An 18,934-nucleotide genomic window follows, 5' to 3' on the forward strand; every position below is an offset into this window, starting at 1 on the left:
AGGTTAAAAAGAAGAAAAGTTTCGGTTTTTCATTGGATTACAAACAACTACTACTACAACACAACTACTCTGTCGACAGGCAGGAACCAATGTAAAAATTAAAAAAAGGAAAATTTATGATTCCACAATTATTTGTAGAAAAAATCGATTTAGGTGATGGCAGAAACATCACAATCGAGACAGGACGATTAGCCAAACAAGCTGACGGATCTGTAGTAGTTAGAATTGGAAATACTGTTATTTTAGGAACAGTAGTATCCGCAAGAAAAGCAAGTCCAGGTATCGACTTTCTGCCGTTGACGGTAGATTACCGCGAAAAATTTGCAGCAGCAGGACGTTTTCCTGGTGGTTTCTTCAAAAGAGAAGCGCGTCCTAGTGACAACGAAGTGCTCACCATGAGACTAGTTGACCGTGTATTACGTCCGCTTTTCCCGAGTGATTATCATGCAGAAGTTCAGGTGATGATACAATTGATGTCGCACGATGAAAATGTTATGCCCGATGCGTTAGCAGGATTAGCCGCTTCGGCCGCTTTAGCATTATCTGATATTCCTTTTGAAACATTAATTTCTGAAGCTAGAGTGGGGAGAATTGATGGGAAATTCATTATCAATCCAAGTCGCGCACAATTAGAATTATCTGATATTGATATGATGATTGGAGCTTCAACAGATTCTATCGCGATGGTAGAAGGAGAAATGAAAGAGATTTCAGAAAAAGAAATGGTAGAAGCCATTAAATTTGCTCACGAACATATTAAAGTACAAATTGCTGCTCAAGAAAGATTGGCAGTTGCTTTTGGAAAAAAAGAAACAAGAACCTACGAACAAGAAAGAGAAGACGAAGCTATTTATGCCAAAGTAAAAGCAGCGGCTTATGATAAAATTTACGCTATTGCAAGCAAAGGTTCCGCTAAACAAGAAAGAGGCGAAGCATTTGCCAACGTAAAAGAAGAAGTAAAAGCGTTGTTTACCGAAGAAGAATTAGCTGAAAATGGTGATTTAGTTGGGAAATATTTCTACAAAGTCAATAAAGAAGCGGTTCGTAACGTAACCTTAGATTTAGGAACCCGTTTGGACGGAAGAAAAACCACTGAAATCAGACCAATTTGGTGTGAAGTAGATTACTTACCATCGGTTCACGGTTCAGCATTGTTTACACGTGGTGAAACTCAAGCGTTGGCTACTGCCACTTTAGGAACATCTAGAGAAGCTAACCAAATTGATTCACCATCTGAACAAGGAGAAGAAAAATTCTATTTACATTATAATTTCCCACCATTTTCAACAGGAGAAGCGCGTCCGTTAAGAGGAACTTCAAGAAGAGAAGTGGGTCACGGAAACTTGGCACAACGTGCATTGAAAAATATGATTCCTGCAGATTGTCCTTATACAATCCGTGTGGTGTCTGAAGTATTAGAATCTAACGGTTCATCTTCAATGGCAACTGTTTGTGCTGGTACATTAGCATTAATGGATGCCGGAGTTCAAATGATTCGTCCGGTTTCAGGAATCGCAATGGGATTAATTACTGATGGGGAACGTTTTGCCGTTCTTTCGGATATTTTAGGTGATGAAGATCACTTAGGAGATATGGATTTTAAAGTAACCGGAACCTCAGAAGGAATTACGGCTTGTCAAATGGACATCAAAATCGATGGATTGAAATATGAAATCATGGAGCAAGCTTTGGCTCAAGCTCGTGATGGACGTTTGCATATCTTAGGAAAATTAACTGAAACATTGGTACAACCAAGAGCTGATGTAAAAGTTCATGCGCCTAAAATCATTATGAGAACCATTCCGGGTGCTTTCATTGGTGCGTTGATTGGACCTGGAGGAAAAGTAATTCAAGAATTACAAAAAGCTACTGGAACCACTATTGTTATAAATGAAGTTGACGAACAAGGTGTTGTTGAAATCTTAGGTACTGATCCAGATGGAATTGCAGCTGTTTTAGCTAAAATTGACTCTATCATTTTCAAACCACAAGTGGGCGAAGCTTATGAAGTGAAAGTAATTAAAATGCTTGATTTTGGTGCGGTAGTAGAATATACTTCAGCTCCAGGAAACGAAGTATTACTGCACGTATCGGAATTGGCTTGGGAAAGAACAGAAAACGTTACTGATGTGGTTAACATGGGCGATGTTTTTCAAGTGAAATATTTAGGTATTGACCCTAAAACAAGAAAAGAAAAAGTGTCTAGAAAAGCACTTTTACCAAGACCTCCAAGAGATGAAAATGCTCCTGCGAGAGAAGATAGAGGTCCACGTCCTGAAAGACGTGATGACAGAAAATAATATTTGTTAACTATATAGAAACCCCGATTCATTAATTTGAATTGGGGTTTTTTTTGTATATTTAACGCAACCTTTTCAAAAAACTTAATCTAATTTTTACAAACAAAAATATCTATATCATGAAAAAGAAATTAATTTTCATCATCATATCTTTTGCTTTACTGATAATAGGCTGCGATTCAGATGCATCTTCAAATGCAACACAAGATCAAACGAATTTGATAAAAAAAATTACTTTAAAGACCTTTTCTCTTACTCCTGAAAATAATACTAAGCGAATAGAATATTATCTGAATAATCAAGTAATAGCAGATACCACATTCAATCATTTGGATCAATGGATTAGTAGAAACGTTATTACCACCAACGGCAACGATACTTCTTATCAAACATTTGACAACAGTAACATATTAACCTATCAACAAAATGTTACTTATGATGCTCTTGGACGATTAATTGAAAGAAGAGATATTCTACCAAGTAACAACTTTAAAACGTACACTTATAATTCAAATGACAACAGTGTTTCTGTTACAACTACATTTTTAAACGAACCAAACTCTCCAACTTTTTTTTTAAGTAAATTTCATTACCATCCCAATGGTTTATTATTCAAACAAACATTTGCTCCAAATAGCACCAATGAACATACCATAACTTTTGATAATTTTAAACCACTTTCATTCCAAAATGTAGAAAGTCCCAACTTAAATTTAAATTATAATTTTTATACTAATCCTATGCCTGCTAACATTTTAAAATCTATATTAGAAATGAATAATTTAACTCTTAGAAACCTATCTCTCAATAATATAAATTTTTATTGTAATTATTATCCACTTATCGAAAATGTTACAAATAGCAACACATCTACTACATATCAAACCACTTTTAACAACTTAAATTACATAACAAACAAAATTAGAACTCAAGTTAATTTAAACAATAACTCAAGTTTTGTGGAAGAGGAACTTTATTTTTACAATTAAGTATCAAGAAAAGCACTTTTACCAAGACCTCCAAGAGATGAAAATGCTCCTGCGAGAGAAGATAGAGGTCCACGTCCTGAAAGACGTGATGACAGAAAATAATTTTTTTTGCAGATTATAAAAGAAACCCCAACTTAATTGATTTAAGTTGGGGTTTTTGATTTATTAAAAATCTAAATTTGAAATGTTTTTCCAGTTTGTTATTAAGGTTCCATCGCTGCGATTTTGTTCTTGAATACCGGAATAAATTAAAACGGCTTTGTTCATTTTGCTCAAATGATTCCAGTATTTTAAATTCTTAAAAAAATCAGAATTAATTGTTTTACTCGATTTTATCTCTATCGGAGTAAGTAAATTTCCTTTATCTATTATAAGATCAATTTCATGACCTGTTTTATCCCTCCAGTAAAAAAGAGGAGGATTTATTCCTTGATTTGTATATTTTTTGACCATTTCAATAACAACCATTGTTTCAAAAATAGCACCTTTCAAAGGGTGATTTTCTAATTGTGAAATAGTTGAAATTCTTAAAAAAGAACAAACTAAGCCAGTGTCATAAAAATATACTTTTGGTCTTTTAACTATGGTCTTATTATAATTCTGAAAATGAGGTTTTAATAAGTAAATAATAAAACTACTTTCTAATATTCCGATCCAAGATTGAACCGTTTTTAAATCGACACCAACTTCATTGCTAATGGAAGTTAAATTCAACTCCTGACTTGTTCTACCTGCTAAAACGCTCATGAACTTCTCAAAAATCAACAAATCTGAAACATTTTTAATTTGACGAACATCTCGTTCAATATACGTTTTGATATAATTTGGCACCCAATCTAATGAACTAATTCTTTGGTCATAAATTGGCGGATAAAAACCATTTAACATTACTTCCTCATCCGTTTCTGGTAGTAAATTTTCTGACAGTAATTCCTTTACCGAAAAAGGGAGTAAGTTTAAATAACCAACTCTTCCTGCCAGTGATTGCGAAATACTTTCTTGTAACAAAAAATTATTTGACCCTGTTAGTATAAACAACCCTTTTTGATTACTATTATCCAAAATTTCTTGCAAGTATGAAAATAGCAATGGGGTTCGTTGCACTTCGTCTAAAATAGCTCCGTTTGGAAGATTTTGCAAAAATCCTCTAGGGTCTTCCAACGCAAAATTTCTGGTATCGGGATTTTCTAGAGATAAATAGGGTTTTTCTGGAAATGTTACTTTGACTAAAGTAGTTTTTCCTGATTGTCTAGGGCCAATGACTGCTATTGCTTTAAATGTGTCTCCTAGTTGTGTTAATTTATGTTGTGCTGCTCTTTGAATCATAGTGCAAATATAGTATAATTATGGAAAAATGTGGAATTGAATTCCATATTTTTCCATAATATAAGAAAAGCACTTTTACCAAGACCTCCAAGAGATGAAAATGCTTCTGCGAGAGAAGACCGTGGCCCACTTCCTGAAAGACGTGATGATAGAAAATAATATTTTTTGCAGATAATAATGGAAACCCCAATTCAATAATTTGAGTTGGGGTTTTAACTTAATGTAAGTATATAGTTTTAATTTTTATTTGCTTGGTTGGTTTTTATTTATAGGATTTTTTTAACTTTTGTTATACTAGTAACCTTCTATAAAAAATTAATTTTACGTCACTAATATAATTCGTAAAAATGACAAAAACCGTTGGTATAATTGGAGCTGGAATTGGAGGTCTTGCATTATCAATTCGACTAGCCAATCAAGGGTTTAAGGTAACCATTTTTGAAAAAAATAGTTATCCAGGCGGTAAATTGAGTGAACTTAAAATGGAAGGATTTCGATTTGATAAAGGCCCATCATTATTTACAATGCCTTCGTTAATTGATGAGTTAACCACTTTACAAGGAAGTGCTCACAATTTTGAATACCAGAAATTAGACGTGATAACCAACTATTTTTATCCAGATGGAACGCAACTAAAAGCATCCGCTAATTTAGAAGATTTTGCTGAGGAAGTTCACTTAAAATTAAATGAAAAAAAAGCAACTGTTTTAAAACACATCAAGCGCAATGCCTTTTATTTTAAAACTACCGAAGATTTGTTTTTAAAACAATCGCTGCATCAGCTGAGGAATTTTATAAATCTCAAAACAGTAAAAGGTATATTGTTTTCCCCATTCTTAGGTTTATTCAGTACAATGAATAATAAAAATGAAAAAACTTTTGCCAATCCAAAAACGGTACAACTATTTAATCGATTTGCAACCTACAACGGTTCTAATCCCTACAAAGCTCCTGCCATAATCAATATGATTTCGCATTTAGAGTTTAATCTTGGGGCTTATTTACCTAAGAATGGCATGCATCAAATTACAACACATTTGGTTAAACTAGCAGAAGAAGCCAATGTGACAATCAACTATAATACTGTCGTTGAAACATTAGATGTCGGATCTAATAACCGCATATCCGCAATAAAAAGTAATGGGATCAGTTACCCTTTTGATATTGTGGCAAGTGATGTAGATATTCACGTACTTTACAAGTATTTATTACCAAAATCTTTTACTCCCAAAAAACTAATTCAACAAGAAAAATCTAGTAGTGCTTATGTTTTTTATTGGGGAATAAACAAAGAATTTGTAGCATTAGGACTGCACAATATTTTGTTTAGTGATGATTATAAAAAGGAATTTGATTATTTATTTTCAAAACAATTTCCAACTGAAGATCCTACGATTTACATTAATATTACTTCAAAATATTGTAAGGCTGATGCACCAGAAGGTTGTGAAAACTGGTTTGTAATGGTTAATGTCCCGCATAATAAAAACGAAAGTATCAATTATGCAGCAGCTCTTAGAAAGAATGTTGTTGACAAAATTAATGCGATGTTGAAAACCGATATTGAAAAACATATCATTTCAGAAAGCACACTAAGTCCAATTGATATAGAAAACCAAACTTCTTCTTTTGGCGGATCACTCTACGGAAACTCTAGCAACAATAAATTTGCCGCATTTTTACGACATGCTAATTTTTCGTCAAGCATTAAAAATTTATTTCTTGTAGGAGGAAGTGTGCATCCTGGCGGAGGTATTCCGTTGTGCCTTTTTAGTGCAAAAATTGCCAGTCAAATCATAGTAGAAAGAGAAAAGAAATGATAAAAAAATACAAATCCTATTTCTTATATTTCTTAATCCTAGTATATATTTCTGGCTCAATTGGATTTGTAGTTAATCCACCTTTTTTTAGTCCTTTTACACCTTATACTTTATTACTTACTTGTTTTGTTTTTTTAATTCACAGTCCAGTAGCTGACAAAAAATTCATAATTGCCTTTTTTTCTGTCGCCTTTTTAGCTTATTTTATTGAAGTAATTGGCGTAAAAACTGGGTTAATTTTTGGTAGATATTCTTACGGGAATGGATTAGGTCTTAAATTAATAGATGTTCCACTGATCATTTCTATCAATTGGGCAATCCTTATTTGTGCTGGAATCAGAATAGTAAGTAGTATCTTTGTGAACAAAATAACGGTGTTGGTTGTGGCTGCTTTACTTGTTACAGGTATTGATTTACTTATTGAACAAGTGGCACCAAAACTTGATTTTTGGCAATTTGAAGGTGGATTACCTAGTTTACATAATTATTTGGGTTGGATTGGAGTTGCTTTTTTTACATCTTACTTTTTTTATCCCACAATTATAAAAGGTAATCGTTCTGTTTCATTAATAATATTGATTTTACAAATTATATTCTTCACCTCTTTATTTATATTTATCTAACATGGAAATAATAATTAATTGTAGCATTGTTTTAGTCACTTTTATACTAACCGAATTTTCTGCTTGGGCAAATCACAAATACATCATGCATGGCTTTATGTGGTATTTTCATGCTGATCACCACAAAAAAGACCACAAAAGTTGGTTTGAGCGAAATGATTTGTTTTTTATCATTTATGCTGTGCCAAGTTGGTTACTCATAATGTTTGGAATGATGCACCAATTTGCTTGGTACACTTGGGTTGGTTTTGGTATTTTACTTTATGGTCTAGCTTATTTTTTTGTACATGACCTCATCATTCACCAGCGCTTTAAAGTGTTTACTAAAACAAAAAATGTATATGTTTTAGCGTTGCGTCGTGCACACAAAATGCATCACAAAAACACGGGAAAAGAAGGTGGAGAAAGTTTTGGTATGTTAATTATCAAGAAAAAATATATTCAAGCTGCTTTAAAACAGTCTAAAAATCTTTACGCGTAATTGCAAAGTGCAGCAATAATTATTTTTCGCTTTACTTTATTTTTGCGTATTTACTTTTGCTAATCGTGTAGGTTTTTCATTAGCGTTCTTAAATATAAATTATCAAATGAAACAAACAAATACAGCAAAATGTCCAATTTGTAAAAACACCGATAGCTCTTTTTACGTCTCCACAAATGCATTGATGCATGAGCCAAATAATGAGGTTTATATTTTTAACATTTGCAATAATTGCGAAGCCGTATTTTTAACAAATCCCGTAACGCAGGAAAGATTAGATCATTATTATACTGATAATTACTTACCGTATAAAGGTCCATCAGCGTGGGGAAAGTACAGTTCATTTGTAGCTAACAGTCAAAAAAAATTAGATTTAAACCGTGTTAATTTTGTAAAGAAATATCTTAAAAAAAACAATCCTAACATTACTGTTCTTGATGTAGGATGTGGTAATCCAAGTTTTTTAGAATCGCTGCAACAAAACTTAAAAGTAAATTGCACTGGAATTGATTTTTCAGATTCAGGCTGGAAGGGTAAAAACTATCCTAACTTAGAACTTAAAAAAGTTGCGATTGAAGATTATGTAACTGATAAACAATTTGATGTAATTACGATGTGGCATTATTTAGAGCACGATTACAACCCGAGTCAAACCATTGCAACACTCTATAATTGTCTTCAACACGGAGGGAAATTAATTATTGAAGTACCCGATTATAAAAGCATTAGTGCAAAAATTCAAAAATCAAATTGGCAAGGTTGGCATAGTCCACGGCACATTTCATTAGTATCTAAAAAAAGTTTTGACCTTTTGTTTCAAAAAGACAAATGGGAAATTGCAACACATTTGCGATACGGAACCCTTGATACGTTTACCCTATGGTGGCTTGGTCGAATGGAAAGAAAAGGGATTAATTGGTCGGGGAGCATGTCTAATCATTTTTGGATGCTTGTTCTTTTAAAAGTAGTTACTTCTCCTATTTTTGCATTTGAAAAAATTTTTCCAATGGGTATCCAAATCTTGGTGGTTGAAAAAAAATAAGCTGATTTACGATCATAAATTCATTCAATAAATAACACCAATTCATGAGCCAAATTACCACTTGTACTTTTTTTAAATTGGAATCTTTTTCCAATAAACTTTGGGCTTTTTCGCAAATGCAACTAGGCCACGCTCATTTCAAAAATATTGAAGGATTAGTGTTCTACAAACTGTTAGGTTCAGGTGCTGAAAATGGTTTTAGTTCAAAACCAAATTTTGGCACTTATGCCTTATTGTGCATTTGGGAATCTGAAATAAATGCTACCAATTTTTTTGAAAAAAATTCATTTTTTTACAACTATAAATCTAGAAGCGCTGAATCATTCACCGTTTTTGCACACGCGGCAGAAGCACACGGAAAATGGGATGGAAAACAACCTTTTATTACTCATGCCACTTTGGCTGTAGACAAGCCAGTTATGGTTTTAACAAGGGCAAGTATTCGGATTTCAAAATTGATTTCTTTTTGGAGAAAAGTGGGTCAAGTGAGTAAAAGTTTAGAAGATTACGATGGATTAGTACTTTCAATTGGTGTTGGCGAATGGCCTTTAATACAACAAGCTACTTTAAGCATTTGGAAAACGCAAGCCGAAATGATTGATTATGCCTACAAAAATGAAAAACATAAAGAGGTTGTTCGTCTTACAAGAGAGCTTAAATGGTATAAAGAAGAGCTGTTTGCAAGATTTATTCCCTATAAATTTTTAGGCCAGTGGAATAGTAAAAATGTAGAGGATTTTTTAGAGGATTAATTATATTTTTTTTCACTACTATGATAATGTTAATTAGTGGTTTTTAGACAATCTCTTTTTTTTTACTCTTTTGTTATATAAAAAGTGATTTTTGAGGTGGTTTTTAACTTTTTTCTATTTTTTGTAACTTTTACTTAAAATGCAACGTATAATCACCTGAACACTTTAAAGTAAAGGAGACAAAATACATGAGACAGCTCAAAATCACCAAGCAGGTAACGAACCGTGAAACTGCTTCCCTAGACAAGTACCTACAAGAAATTGGAAAAGTCGACTTAATTACAGCTGACGAAGAAGTAGAGTTGGCACAAAAGATTAAAGCTGGAGACCAGAGAGCGCTAGAAAAATTGACAAAAGCCAATTTACGTTTCGTAGTTTCTGTTGCAAAACAATATCAAAATCAAGGGTTAACACTTCCCGATTTGATTAACGAAGGAAATTTAGGTTTGATTAAAGCCGCTCAACGTTTTGATGAAACGCGTGGTTTCAAATTTATATCGTATGCTGTTTGGTGGATTCGTCAATCTATTCTTCAAGCTTTAGCAGAACAGTCTCGTATTGTTCGTTTACCATTAAACAAAATTGGTTCTATTAATAAAATCAATAAGATGTATGCCTTGTTAGAGCAATCTAACGAAAGACCTCCATCTGCCGAAGAAATTGCAAAAGAATTAGACATGACCGTGAATGATGTAAAAGAGTCTATGAAAAACTCCGGTCGTCATTTATCAATGGATGCGCCGCTTGTAGAAGGAGAAGACTCTAACCTATATGACGTTTTACGTTCAGGTGAATCTCCAAATCCGGATAGAGAACTAATTCACGAATCACTTCGTACTGAAATCGAACGTTCTTTAGAAACCTTAACACCACGAGAAGCCGACGTAGTTCGTTTGTATTTTGGTTTAGGCGATCAACATCCAATGACATTAGAAGAAATTGGAGAGACTTTTGATTTAACTCGTGAACGTGTTCGTCAAATTAAAGAAAAAGCAATCCGCAGATTAAAACATACTTCTAGAAGTAAAATATTAAAAACTTACCTTGGGTAAGTTTAAAATTCCAATAGAAAAATAACAAATTCCAACTTTGGAATTTGGTCCTGATGTTTCAGGATAAAAATTGGGATTTCACAATAACAACAGTCTGATTAACTGTTCGTTTTTTGATTGATGATTGAAACTCCGGCTGATTACCGGAGTTTTATTTTTTGCACGGCAAATAAAACTCCAGTCTGTTCTCCGCCATGGCGGATCGAGTTTCCGGAGTTTTATTTTTTTAATCTGAACTTGTTTCAGATTCTCATGGAACTTGTTTCAGATTCTCATGGAACTTGTTTCAGATTCTCATGGAACTTGTTTCAGATTCTCATGGAACTTGTTTCAGATTCTCATAGAACTTGTTTCAGATTCTCCAATCAATTTAAATTAGGGCGTGCCCCGGCGAGTCGGGTCAGGCTTTCGCTACTCGCTTTTTTAGTTATTACACAACTAAAAAGAGCTCAAACAAAGGCTCAATCCTTCACGCAATAGCATAATAATATTCAACGCTATATTTCTTTGCGAACTTCGCTTAAAAACCTTGCGAACTTTGCGGTTAAAAAACTAATTTTGTACACACGTGGTCATTTTGACCGAACTGTCGAAGTAAACAACACTAACAATGAAAAATACACTTATTGCACCATCTGTTCTTGCAGCCGATTTTGCCAACCTGCAACGCGACATTGAAATGATTAATAACTCTGACGCAGATTGGTTTCATATTGATATTATGGATGGTGTTTTTGTTCCGAATATTTCTTTCGGAATGCCCGTTTTAGAAGCGATTACAAAACATGCAAAAAAAACAATTGATGTTCATTTAATGATTGTCGATCCTGACCGATTTATAAAAACTTTTGCAGCATTAGGTTCCAATATCTTAACCGTTCACTACGAAGCTTGCACTCATTTGCATAGAACTTTACAAGCTATAAAAGCTGAAGGGATGAAAGCTGGGGTAGCTTTGAATCCGCATACTAATATTGATTTACTCGAAGACATAATTAACGATATTGATTTGGTATGTTTAATGAGTGTAAATCCAGGATTTGGAGGTCAATCATTTATTGAAAATACCTATGCTAAAATTGAAAAATTAAAAGAACTTATTATTAGAAAAAATGCTTCTACTTTAATTGAAATTGATGGTGGTGTAACTAACAAAAACGCAAAACAACTAAAACAATTTGGAGCAGATGTTTTGGTAGCTGGGAATTTTGTTTTCAAATCGGAAAATCCAATTGAAACCATTGCTGAATTAAAGAAATTAACAACTTTATAGGTATAATAGCCAGTTTTAATCAATTTAAATAAATATTTATCAATAGTTAGAGAAAAATAAATTGATTTGTCTAAATTTGCTTTCAATTATCTCAAAAAACAAAAAAACATGAAAAAAATTACTCTTATTTTAGTTTTATTATTGAGCATATTTGAGCTTTCAGCTCAAGTTGATCATTATGCGGTTGTTGATGGCGTAGCTACTTCTGCAAATGGAAGAGCACCACAAGGATTAAGAAACGTTTGCAGAAGCGTATGGTTAATTACTGCAGCAGAAATGACTGCTGGAGGTTTTACTAATGGAGATGTAATTACTGGTTTAGGATTCACCTATCAAGTGGCTCAAGACATCGCAACAACTGGAAATTGTGTAATCTATTTACAAAACACGACAGATACTGCAAACAACAAAAGTACGACTTGGGCAACTGCTATTACCGGAATGACAACCGCAAGTAACTCTTCTTTAGTAGTTCCAAATTCTGCTGGAGAAATTAATTACAATTTTAGTGGTGGTAGTGCTTTCACTTATACTGGAGGAGCTATTTATGTTGCCTTTGATTATCAAAATTTAGGAACTGTTTCAACAACTGCAAACGTAGCTTATTGTAATAACACCCTAGTAGGTGGGCTTAAAGGAGCTATGTCTGCTGCAGCATCTACTGTAGCACCGACAACAATAGCAGCTTCAAATTTCAGACCTGTAACTCGATTAGGTAAAACGGTTGCCTGTTCTAGACCCTATAATTTATTTTCAAATGTAGCCGCCAATACTACCACAAGTGCCTTGTTTGCTTTTAATCCATCAGGAGGTTCAAATTATGAAATAGAATATGGTCCTTACAATTTTGACCCAGTAACAGCTGGTACTGTATTAACCGGAATCACTGGTTCTCCGTATACAATTACCTCACTTTCTGCTAGTAGTGTATATGATGTATACATTAGAAAAAATTGCGGAGGGGCTACTTTTAGTGCTTGGAATGGTCCATATGCTTTAAATACTGTTTTCACTCCTTCAACTCCTCCATACAACACAAGTTTTGAACAAGAGACTTTAGCATTTGTTGGATGGGCAGTTCCAAATCCTTTGGTCCCTGCAATCGGCGATTGGGCTTCAGGAAATTATGGTGCTGGTGCTTTAGTGCAAGATGGTACTTCATCTGTAGTTTCAATTACTCCTAATACAGCAGCAGCTAATAACTGGATGTTTTCTAGAGGAGTGAACTTAACGGCTGGAAGTAATGTTACAATAACTTATTATGTAAGTAACTTCCAAAATGCTGCAACAACAACAGGAAGTCTAGATTTTACTGTTGGTAATGCGCAAACTAGTGCTGCGCAAACTACAGTTTTATTATCTGAAACGGGATTAAATATTGCTGCATTCACTCAAAAAACAGTTAATTTTACTCCACCTACAACAGGTGTGTACTACTTTGGATTCAGAAACTTCTCTCCAATAACTGCAACTGGAACACATGCTTTAATCATTGATAATTTTACTGTGACTGAAGTTTTAGGAATAAATTATAATAACTTGGATTCACAATTTTCTGTATTCCCCATTCCAACTAAAAATATCTTAAACATTTCCAATTCTATGGATGCTTCTATTGAAAATATAGAATTAATTGATATCAATGGAAGAAGCATCAAAACTATTAAAGTTGCTAATACAACCGAAACTCAAATTAACATTTCTGATATTTCACAAGGTGTATATATGTTAAGAATAACTTCTGACAAAGGAACTTTGGTTAAGAAAATAGTTAAAGAATAATTATACTTATTTTAAATAAATTAATCCGTCTCATCTTATTGATCAGACGGATTTTTTATTTGAATAGTTAATAAATTTACGAAGGTACTGTTACGGTTTGTGGTTTAACATTCGGCTAACATTTTGAAATAATTCTGGAAATTTTCTTTTGAACTCATTTGGGGTCTCAAAGTAATGCTCAATGATTACAGAAACAAATTCATAGCGGTTCGTGTAGGCATAAATCCTGAAATAATCCGATTCAATTAGTCTTTCTCTATTTGGCGGATGATTTACTTCTTTACTAAGTTGCGTGTAGTATTTTCTGAAAGTTAAGGAACTCGCATCATTATTTTTCATACTATGAAAATGTACAACATGAGAGAACTCATGAATTCCAAGATTTAAATTGTCATTATCAATTTCGTAACCTTCTATAAAATCCTTCCATGAAAAAACTACGGCTTTCATTCTTGGATTGAATTCCCCTTTGAAATAATCCTGAGTTTGAGTCGATAAATATTCTTCGGGATAAATAATTATTTTATCAAAAGCATCAACTAAATAACGTCTCATTCCAAACGTTAGCATTACATAAGTAGCAGCAATAAGGGTTTCTGCCTCCATAGTTACTTTAAAATCTTCTCTAGGTATAAATTGATACTTATCGGTAAAACAGGCAATCCTGTGGTGAAAGTAATTTTTCTGTTTATCGGTAAGTTTTTTATAAAATTGAAATTTTTGTCCAAGGATATATTCCTGTTCTGGAACTAATTTTTTGGAATTAAGGTAAAAATGAATGTAGAGCGGTTTGTTAAATAAATAAATGCTCACGTCATCCATCAAACTAATGAAAAACATTAAAGTGTAAAGAAAGCTAGCACCAACAATTGCTACTATTACTAGAATAAAAATAATTTCCATTTTGGAAAGATATAAAAAATGCTCATTATATTTTGAGCTTTTTTTGACTCCGGCAGGGGTGACTCCGTCTTGCCAGACAAAGCTCCGCTTTGAAAATATAAGGGATTTTGCTGCGCAACTTCCCTCAAAGCTCCGCTTTGAAAAACAAAACAGCGAATAAAAAAGCTAAAGTGAACTTTGCTTTTTTATTCGCTGTTTTGTTTTATTCGTGACCTCGGAGGGGTTCGAACCCCCAACCCTCAGAGCCGAAATCTGATATTCTATCCAGTTGAACTACGAGGCCATTATTGGATTATTGGATTTTTAGATTTTTAAATAATCTAACAATCCAACAATCTAAATTACGTTAATAATTTTTTTACAATGGTCGAAATGGTTTTTCCTTCTGCAGTTCCACCAAGTTGTGCTGAAGCTAATCCCATTACTTTCCCCATTGAAGCTATTCCTGATGCTCCAGTTTCTGCAATAATTTTAGCAACAATGGCTTCAACTTCAACTTCTGAAAGTTGCGCTGGAAGAAATTTTTCTATAATAGCAATTTGAGCTAATTCAGGTTCCGCTAAATCAGGACGATTTTGTGCGGTAAAAATTGAGGCACTGTCTTTTCGCATTTTTACCAACTTTTGCAATATTTTGATTTCATCAGCTTCGGAGATTTCTTCTTTAGATCCTGATGAAGTTTGCGCTAATAAAAGCTCTGATTTAATGGCACGAAGCGCTTCTAAAGCAATAGTGTTTTTTTCACGCATTGCATTTTTCATTTCGTCCATTACTTGGGTTGATAAACTCATAATTTAAATTGTTATAATATTATATACTTAGATTAACAGATTTTGAAACTATTATAAGTTTCACGAAGGTAAAAAAAATAACCTGAAAATTTCAATGAAATTTTCAGGTTAGGATTTAATCTTAGTGGACCAAGTCATTCACATTGGAAATTGTATTGAAGTGGGTCATCTTTTGATGATTTTCATATTGACATTGACTTGATCTGAACTAATTTTCAGGAAATAAATCCCTCTTGTCAAATCGGTTATATCTAATTGCGCAACTGATGTTGGGGTATCAAAAGGAAATTCCTTAAGGATTCTTCCGTTAATATCAATTAAGGTCAATTTATCAATCATTTTGTTTCCCTCGATGTTTAACAATCCGGTTGTTGGGTTTGGGTAGATTGTAAATTTATTGGCGTCGTTTTCCGCAACTGACAATACATCTACAAACTGGGTAGCAGCGATATTAGTGACGATTGCCGGATTGAAATCGAAAAAGATATCAGCCGTGTTATTGACAATATCCCCAACAGCAACATTGCTTCGTGGCTTTACCTTATATGTAATGAAACCGTGCGACCGTGGCTCATCTATCGTACTGGCCGGAAGATGGATGTTATCAAAGATAAACTTGACCTCACTTCCATCGTTTATCTCTACTCTGCCGCTATGGCTCAAGCTTTCGAGCTGCATTGAGGTCCAATCCAGTTTACTGTCCAAAATATTTTCTACCCTTACGTTTATGGCGTTTGCTGTCCCCGTATTTTGGAAACGGATGATGTAATGAAGGTATTCATCACCATCAGCAATTAGCACCTGATTGCCTTCAAGACACGTAATGTCATTTGGGTCATAGGAACCTATTACTCTTTGATTCAACGTAGCACTGTTATCCTCCTGGCTATTATCTCCAGAGACAGGGTGTATGGTCACCATACTGAAAAGTAGGTCATTTAAATTGGTTACAGGCGGAGAGAAAACCGTAAAGTTTACATCAATTGTTCTTGTTTCAAAAAGTTGTAGATTAGTGAAATCAAAAGCTAGGCTGTTTGCGGTTTGTGCTGAAATGTTCTGGCTTGCACTCGCGAAAGCTATTTTCATATTATTGTACTCAAAATTCACAGTACCGTTTAAGGATATTGTACCTTTGTTTCTGTAAATTACGCGATAACGTGAAGTGAATCCGGGACGTGGAATATTTAACGGATATACTGTGATATCCAAATCGTTTGCTACACCAACAGGTGCCACACAGAAATTGCCTATCGCCGCCGGATTATTAAGACCAGTAAAATTAATGGCAAATGAGGCTGGATTGGAAACAAAATAGTCTGGGAGCTGTGAGGTAATTGACGTTGTAAAATTACCTGCTGTAGTAGCCACATGATACGATCCGTTTTGATCTGTAAAGGTAGAAAAACTATGGGCTCCGTTATCTGAAATTACCATAAGACTACTTCCCTTGATGTCATCGCCAGAGCATCCGTTGGAATCGGAATCAATCACTACTCTTCCTTGTATTGTATTGCCCAAAAGTCCCAGGTTCTCAAATACAGAAGCTTTCCCAATAGTCGAATTTGGTGAGTAATTAAATGTTGTTATAATATCCAAATCGCCGTCGTTGTCAATATCGGAAGTAGTCACACATTCACCATCTGTGAGATTCAAAAGGTTCTGGATGATTTGCCTCGTCCCAAACGTACCATTGCCGTTATTAGGATACCATGCAAATTGTGGTTCAGTGGTAGTTCCGCCACCAGTTATAACATCCATATCACCATCATTATCAATGTCAGCCGCATGGATTGACTCCCCATGGATTGACAATGTTGAAATTGGATGCTTGGTATTGAAATTCCCAAGCCCGGTTGTGTTTTCAAACCAAACTACTGCATCAAAACCACCACCGCCCAAAGAGCTTACAGCCACAATATCCTTATCGCCATCACCATCTATATCGGCCGGATACACCGCCATGTTCGATCTAAATGTAAGATTAGTTACAAGTGTAAATGCTCCTAAACCATTAGTATTTTTATAATACCACATAGTCCAGGTGTATGACGACGCAATGATATCCATGTCGTTGTCCCCATCCATATCTGCTATTTCGAGTGAAGTCAGAGCACCATTAGTACCGCTCAGATTTGCAATTACCTGCTCAGTGCTGAAGTTGCCTGATCCAATATTTTTGTACCATGATAACTGATCAGCACTATAAACCCCGCATACTATATCGTTTTTACCATCGCCATCTATATCTGCTGAACGGATGATCGTTGCTGAACTGGTAGAGTCGATTAGGTGTTCGACATTAAAATTTCCTTGCCCGTCGTTTTCGTACCAGAACAATATCGAATTCCTTACTGTCACGATGTCTAAATCCCCATCTCCATCAAAATCGGCAGGATAGGAATACGGCATAATGTTACCAGTAGTTACACTCTCGTAGATAAGATGTTCTTTTCCGTAAAAACCAATTCCATTTACATTTTCAAACCAAGTTAATTTGGAATCATAAATAGAGTTTACCAATATATCAATATCATTATCGCCGTCAAAATCACCCGCATAAACATTATTTGGACTATCTATTCTACGCGCTATGACTACCTGACTGCCAAAATTGGTATTCCCGAGGTTTTTATACCACGCTATTTTGTCATCAGCAAAAGATGCCGAAATGAGGTCTTTTATTCCATCGCCATCTAAATCGGCCATTATTACATAGCGTACGTCATAAGCTTTATTTGTAATGACTTGTGTGCTTCCGAAATTAACTGAACCGTTGTTGGCAATCCATCCTATTTCGTTTGTACCGGTATAAATAATATCATTAAGGTTGTCATTGTTGATGTCGCCTACAAAAACTGCTTTGGTAGCTGTGGCATTGGAAGTAAATACGTTTTCATTACTAAAGGTACCTAACCCGTCTAAATTTCTATACCAGACCGCCTGGTTGTCAGTTGGCTGTGTAACAACAATATCCTTATCGCCATCGTTATCAACGTCCGCTGTTGTAACAGAGTTTATTCCGCTAGCAGTAGTAGATATTGTGTTTGGTGCGTTAAAGGTACCGTTTCCATTATTTTTAAACCATGCAATTTTATTGTAGTTTCTATATCCGAGGATGATGTCGGGGTCGCCGTCGCCATCCATATCATCGGCGAATAAATGTGAGCCGTAAATTAAATCATTACTGTTATTATTGATAATTTGCTGTGCTGCGAAAGTTCCGGTACCGTCATTTTCGAACCACGAAATCCAACCTTGGAATGCGCCGCCTCCGTTGGTGTAAAAAACCAAAATATCCATATTGCCGTCGGCATTCATATCTATAGGCATTGCTGATAATGCAGGGTAGGATGCACCCAACGTAAAAAGCCGCATAACTGTAAAAGACCCCAGTCCATCGCTGTTTTCATATACCGTTAGATTATTGTCTCTTGAACCCATCAAATCAATATCGCCATCGTTGTCGAAGTCTGCAGTATATAATATCTGGTTCTCCGAAGAATTGCTGATTTCCGCTGAGATGATTTTCTTTTCTCCAAAATTTCCTAAACCATCAATGTTTTCATACCAGTTTAAGCCTTTTCCATAAGCAATGACATCTAAATCCCCATCGCCATCAAGATCAGCAGTCTTGACCACCTGTGCCCAAACAGTAGAATAAGAATAACCTGTGACAATGTTTTCATCAAATCCTATCTGACCAAAAAAATTGGTCGAAAATGCCAATAAAAAGAATAGAGGTAATCTTGTTCTCATGATATACACGTTGAATTTAATTGCTAAGGTAAAAAAATAACCCG

General features: G+C 34.6%; 14 protein-coding genes and 1 tRNA gene. 10 read left to right on the forward strand and 5 right to left on the reverse strand.

Going from position 1 to position 18,934, the window contains the following annotated elements; genetic code table 11:
* Nucleotides 1-116: 116 nt before the first annotated feature.
* Nucleotides 117-2,300: a polyribonucleotide nucleotidyltransferase gene (locus ACIQ2L_RS00475; protein WP_396155369.1), complete on the forward strand. Its 2,184-nt coding sequence runs from the start codon at nucleotides 117-119 to the stop codon at nucleotides 2,298-2,300.
* 119 nt (nucleotides 2,301-2,419) lie between these two features.
* Entirely contained in the window at nucleotides 2,420-3,289 is an 870-nt protein-coding gene (locus ACIQ2L_RS00480) for an RHS repeat domain-containing protein (protein WP_396155371.1), read from the forward strand.
* A gap of 165 nt (nucleotides 3,290-3,454) precedes the next feature.
* On the opposite strand, the gene ACIQ2L_RS00485 is transcribed toward ACIQ2L_RS00480, so the two are convergent.
* The gene (locus ACIQ2L_RS00485) at nucleotides 3,455-4,615 is read right to left on the reverse strand and encodes an ATP-binding protein (protein WP_396155373.1); all 1,161 of its coding nucleotides are present in this window, start codon (nucleotides 4,613-4,615) and stop codon (nucleotides 3,455-3,457) included.
* Nucleotides 4,616-4,962: 347 nt separating this feature from the next.
* Here ACIQ2L_RS00485 and crtD point away from each other — a divergent pair, with 347 nt between their 5' ends.
* The 8 genes from crtD (at nucleotide 4,963) to ACIQ2L_RS00525 (ending at nucleotide 13,440) form a co-directional block, all read left to right on the forward strand.
* Entirely contained in the window at nucleotides 4,963-6,435 is a 1,473-nt protein-coding gene (gene crtD, locus ACIQ2L_RS00490; RefSeq protein ID WP_396155375.1) for a 1-hydroxycarotenoid 3,4-desaturase CrtD, read from the forward strand.
* Nucleotides 6,432-7,058 carry a carotenoid biosynthesis protein gene (locus tag ACIQ2L_RS00495; RefSeq protein ID WP_396155377.1) on the forward strand — a complete coding sequence of 209 codons (627 nt, stop codon included), beginning with the start codon at nucleotides 6,432-6,434 and terminating at the stop codon, nucleotides 7,056-7,058. Before crtD ends, ACIQ2L_RS00495 begins: the two co-directional genes overlap by 4 nt.
* 1 nt (nucleotide 7,059) lies before the next feature.
* Complete coding sequence (locus tag ACIQ2L_RS00500; RefSeq protein ID WP_396155379.1) at nucleotides 7,060-7,539, forward strand: carotene hydroxylase; 480 nt, start codon at nucleotides 7,060-7,062, stop codon at nucleotides 7,537-7,539.
* 106 nt (nucleotides 7,540-7,645) lie between these two features.
* The gene (locus tag ACIQ2L_RS00505) at nucleotides 7,646-8,581 is read left to right on the forward strand and encodes a class I SAM-dependent methyltransferase (protein WP_396155381.1); all 936 of its coding nucleotides are present in this window, start codon (nucleotides 7,646-7,648) and stop codon (nucleotides 8,579-8,581) included.
* Nucleotides 8,582-8,625: 44 nt separating this feature from the next.
* Entirely contained in the window at nucleotides 8,626-9,333 is a 708-nt protein-coding gene (locus tag ACIQ2L_RS00510; protein WP_396155383.1) for a DUF3291 domain-containing protein, read from the forward strand.
* A 188-nt stretch (nucleotides 9,334-9,521) separates the two neighbouring features.
* Nucleotides 9,522-10,385 carry an RNA polymerase sigma factor RpoD/SigA gene (locus ACIQ2L_RS00515; protein ID WP_026707723.1) on the forward strand — a complete coding sequence of 288 codons (864 nt, stop codon included), beginning with the start codon at nucleotides 9,522-9,524 and terminating at the stop codon, nucleotides 10,383-10,385.
* 610 nt (nucleotides 10,386-10,995) lie between these two features.
* On the forward strand, nucleotides 10,996-11,658 hold the full coding sequence (rpe, locus tag ACIQ2L_RS00520) for a ribulose-phosphate 3-epimerase (RefSeq protein ID WP_396155385.1): 663 nt from the start codon (nucleotides 10,996-10,998) through the stop codon (nucleotides 11,656-11,658).
* A gap of 108 nt (nucleotides 11,659-11,766) precedes the next feature.
* Entirely contained in the window at nucleotides 11,767-13,440 is a 1,674-nt protein-coding gene (locus ACIQ2L_RS00525; protein ID WP_396155387.1) for a T9SS type A sorting domain-containing protein, read from the forward strand.
* A 90-nt stretch (nucleotides 13,441-13,530) separates the two neighbouring features.
* Here ACIQ2L_RS00525 and ACIQ2L_RS00530 read toward each other — a convergent pair whose 3' ends face one another.
* From ACIQ2L_RS00530 to ACIQ2L_RS00545, 4 genes are all read right to left on the reverse strand, one after another.
* Nucleotides 13,531-14,343 carry a zinc-dependent peptidase gene (locus ACIQ2L_RS00530; RefSeq protein WP_396155389.1) on the reverse strand — a complete coding sequence of 271 codons (813 nt, stop codon included), beginning with the start codon at nucleotides 14,341-14,343 and terminating at the stop codon, nucleotides 13,531-13,533.
* A gap of 209 nt (nucleotides 14,344-14,552) precedes the next feature.
* A tRNA-Arg gene (locus tag ACIQ2L_RS00535) sits at nucleotides 14,553-14,626 on the reverse strand.
* Nucleotides 14,627-14,684: 58 nt separating this feature from the next.
* The gene (locus tag ACIQ2L_RS00540) at nucleotides 14,685-15,134 is read right to left on the reverse strand and encodes a GatB/YqeY domain-containing protein (protein ID WP_396155391.1); all 450 of its coding nucleotides are present in this window, start codon (nucleotides 15,132-15,134) and stop codon (nucleotides 14,685-14,687) included.
* A 165-nt stretch (nucleotides 15,135-15,299) separates the two neighbouring features.
* Nucleotides 15,300-18,890: a T9SS type A sorting domain-containing protein gene (locus tag ACIQ2L_RS00545; RefSeq protein ID WP_396155393.1), complete on the reverse strand. Its 3,591-nt coding sequence runs from the start codon at nucleotides 18,888-18,890 to the stop codon at nucleotides 15,300-15,302.
* Nucleotides 18,891-18,934: the final 44 nt, after the last annotated feature.

It is taken from the genome of Flavobacterium sp., assembly GCF_044369455.1.
Taxonomy (GTDB): Bacteria; Bacteroidota; Bacteroidia; order Flavobacteriales; family Flavobacteriaceae; genus Flavobacterium.

Coding starts and splice junctions, on each gene's coding strand:
- rpe (WP_396155385.1), top strand. CDS start 10,996: ATGAAAAATACACTTATTGCACCATCTGTTCTTGCAGCCGATTTTGCC.
- ACIQ2L_RS00480 (WP_396155371.1), top strand. CDS start 2,420: ATGAAAAAGAAATTAATTTTCATCATCATATCTTTTGCTTTACTGATA.
- ACIQ2L_RS00510 (WP_396155383.1), top strand. CDS start 8,626: ATGAGCCAAATTACCACTTGTACTTTTTTTAAATTGGAATCTTTTTCC.
- ACIQ2L_RS00545 (WP_396155393.1), bottom strand. CDS start 18,890: ATGAGAACAAGATTACCTCTATTCTTTTTATTGGCATTTTCGACCAAT.
- ACIQ2L_RS00500 (WP_396155379.1), top strand. CDS start 7,060: ATGGAAATAATAATTAATTGTAGCATTGTTTTAGTCACTTTTATACTA.
- ACIQ2L_RS00515 (WP_026707723.1), top strand. CDS start 9,522: ATGAGACAGCTCAAAATCACCAAGCAGGTAACGAACCGTGAAACTGCT.
- crtD (WP_396155375.1), top strand. CDS start 4,963: ATGACAAAAACCGTTGGTATAATTGGAGCTGGAATTGGAGGTCTTGCA.
- ACIQ2L_RS00495 (WP_396155377.1), top strand. CDS start 6,432: ATGATAAAAAAATACAAATCCTATTTCTTATATTTCTTAATCCTAGTA.
- ACIQ2L_RS00530 (WP_396155389.1), bottom strand. CDS start 14,343: ATGGAAATTATTTTTATTCTAGTAATAGTAGCAATTGTTGGTGCTAGC.
- ACIQ2L_RS00505 (WP_396155381.1), top strand. CDS start 7,646: ATGAAACAAACAAATACAGCAAAATGTCCAATTTGTAAAAACACCGAT.
- ACIQ2L_RS00540 (WP_396155391.1), bottom strand. CDS start 15,134: ATGAGTTTATCAACCCAAGTAATGGACGAAATGAAAAATGCAATGCGT.
- ACIQ2L_RS00525 (WP_396155387.1), top strand. CDS start 11,767: ATGAAAAAAATTACTCTTATTTTAGTTTTATTATTGAGCATATTTGAG.
- ACIQ2L_RS00485 (WP_396155373.1), bottom strand. CDS start 4,615: ATGATTCAAAGAGCAGCACAACATAAATTAACACAACTAGGAGACACA.
- ACIQ2L_RS00475 (WP_396155369.1), top strand. CDS start 117: ATGATTCCACAATTATTTGTAGAAAAAATCGATTTAGGTGATGGCAGA.